Below are 2500 nucleotides of genomic sequence, written 5' to 3'. Positions count from 1 at the left end.
CAGTTCGGATTGGGGTCTGCAACTCGACCCCATGAAGTCGGAGTCGCTAGTAATCGCAGATCAGCAACGCTGCGGTGAATACGTTCCCGGGCCTTGTACACACCGCCCGTCACGTCATGAAAGTCGGTAACACCCGAAGCCGGTGGCCTAACCCCTTGTGGGAGGGAGCTGTCGAAGGTGGGATCGGCGATTGGGACGAAGTCGTAACAAGGTAGCCGTACCGGAAGGTGCGGCTGGATCACCTCCTTTCTAAGGAGCACACGGCATCACACGTTTCTGCCGGCGTATGTCCGTGCGGCGTGTGTGTGTTCGAGGGTGAAACATCAGGCAGGTTTGAGTAGCCGGCACCGTTGGGGTGTGGGTGGAAGGACTCGGTCAGATCCGTGAGGGCTGGTCGGTTTGTCGTCACACTATCGGGGTTCTGAGGGAACACACGTTTTCCTCTGAGCTGCAGATCGGGTGTGTGTCGTTGAGGTGTCCTGTGGTGGGGTGCGGAGGCATGGGCCTGTCTGTGGTGTGTGTTGTTTGAGAAGTGCATAGTGGATGCGAGCATCTTTATTTCGCGCCGGCAAGACTTGTTCAGCTTCTTTTGTGGGGTTGAGGGAGTGTTGTTGGTGTGTGATTGAGCAGATTTTTTGTGTGTTTTCTGGTGATGTCTACATTCGATCCTCGCGGTGGCTGCTGTCTGTGGATGGTGGTTGGTGTTGGGGGTTGTTTGTAGGTGTTGTTGTAAGTGTGTAAGGGCGTTCGGTGGATGCCTTGGTACCAGGAGCCGATGAAGGACGTGGTAGGCCGCGATAGTCCTCGGGGAGTTGTCAAACGAGCTGTGATCCGAGGGTGTCCGAATGGGGAAACCCAGCACGAGTGATGTCGTGTTACCACCAGCTGAATGTATAGGCTGTGTGGGGGGAACGTGGGGAAGTGAAACATCTCAGTACCCATAGGAAGAGAAAACAATAGTGATTCCGTGAGTAGTGGCGAGCGAAAGCGGAGGAGGCTAAACCATGCGCATGTGATACCGGGTAGGGGTTGTGCGTGTGGGGTTGTGGGGTTCATCTTCCCGGATCTACCTGTCCGGGCGTGAGTCAGAAAACTGTGTGTTAGGTGAAGTGGCCTGGAATGGTCTGCCGTAGACGGTGAGAGTCCGGTAGCTGAAAGCACATGGTCTTGCGTGATGGATTCCCAAGTAGCAGCGGGCTCGTGGAATCTGCTGTGAATCTGCCGGGACCACCCGGTAAGCCTGAATACTTCCTGGTGACCGATAGCGGACTAGTACCGTGAGGGAAAGGTGAAAAGTACCCCGGGAGGGGAGTGAAATAGTACCTGAAACCGGACGCTTACAATCCGTCAAAGCCTGTGCCTCTTTTGGAGGGTGGGTGATGGCGTGCCTTTTGAAGAATGAGCCTGCGAGTTAGTGCTCGGTGGCGAGGTTAACCCGTGTGGGGTAGCCGTAGCGAAAGCGAGTCTGAATAGGGCGAAAGAGTCGCCGGGTCTAGACCCGAAGCGGAGTGATCTACCCATGGCCAGGGTGAAGCGACGGTAAGACGTCGTGGAGGCCCGAACCCACTTCAGTTGAAAATGGAGGGGATGAGCTGTGGGTAGGGGTGAAAGGCCAATCAAACTCCGTGATAGCTGGTTCTCCCCGAAATGCATTTAGGTGCAGCGTCGCATGTTTCTTACCGGAGGTAGAGCTACTGGATGGCCGATGGGCCCCACTAGGTTACTGACGTCAGCCAAACTCCGAATGCCGGTAAGTGAGAGTGTGGCAGTGAGACTGCGGGCGATAAGGTTCGTAGTCGAGAGGGAAACAGCCCAGATCGCCGGCTAAGGCCCCTAAGCGTGTACTAAGTGGAAAAGGATGTGGGGTCGCGAAGACAACCAGGAGGTTGGCTTAGAAGCAGCCACCCTTGAAAGAGTGCGTAATAGCTCACTGGTCAAGTGATCCTGCGCCGACAATGTAGCGGGGCTCAAGTACACCGCCGAAGCCGCGGCACTCACACGTTGGCCTGTCGGTTCTCTACGGAGGGCCGGCCAGGTGTGTGGGTGGGTAGGGGAGCGTCCTGCATCCGTGGAAGCCGCAGAGTGATCTAGCGGTGGAGGGTGTGGGAGTGAGAATGCAGGCATGAGTAGCGAAAGCAGAGTGAGAAACTCTGCCGCCGGATGACCAAGGGTTCCTGGGCCAGGCTAATCCGCCCAGGGTGAGTCGGGACCTAAGGCGAGGCCGACAGGCGTAGTCGATGGACAACGGGTTGATATTCCCGTACCCGTGTATCCGCGCCCATGCTGAATCAGTTGTACTAACCATCCAGATCCTCTTCCGGTGCCTTCGGGTGCTGGTGTGGGGTGATGCGTGGGACCTCGGCTGGTAGTAGGCAAGCGATGGGGTGACGCAGGAAGGTAGTGGGGCCAGTGAGTGGTTGTACTGGTGTAAGCCTGTAGGGCGAGGCATAGGCAAATCCGTGTCTCATGTGCCTGAGAGGTGATGCGTAGCCGTTGAGGC

Annotated in this window: 2 rRNA genes (both only partly in view); both read left to right on the top strand. The window is 56.8% G+C overall.

From position 1 onward, the window contains the following. Positions 1–249, top strand: a 16S ribosomal RNA gene (locus tag ABFT43_RS22585) (it extends 1274 nt beyond the left edge of the window). Between the two features lie 478 nt (positions 250–727). Continuing rightward, a 23S ribosomal RNA gene (locus ABFT43_RS22580) occupies positions 728–2500 on the top strand; it runs 1459 nt beyond the window's last position. The 16S and 23S rRNA genes sit together here, the layout of an rRNA operon.

This window comes from Gordonia aurantiaca (assembly GCF_039939235.1).
Classification (GTDB): Bacteria; Actinomycetota; Actinomycetes; order Mycobacteriales; family Mycobacteriaceae; genus Gordonia.
This window is presented reverse-complemented; position numbering and strand designations above follow the sequence as displayed.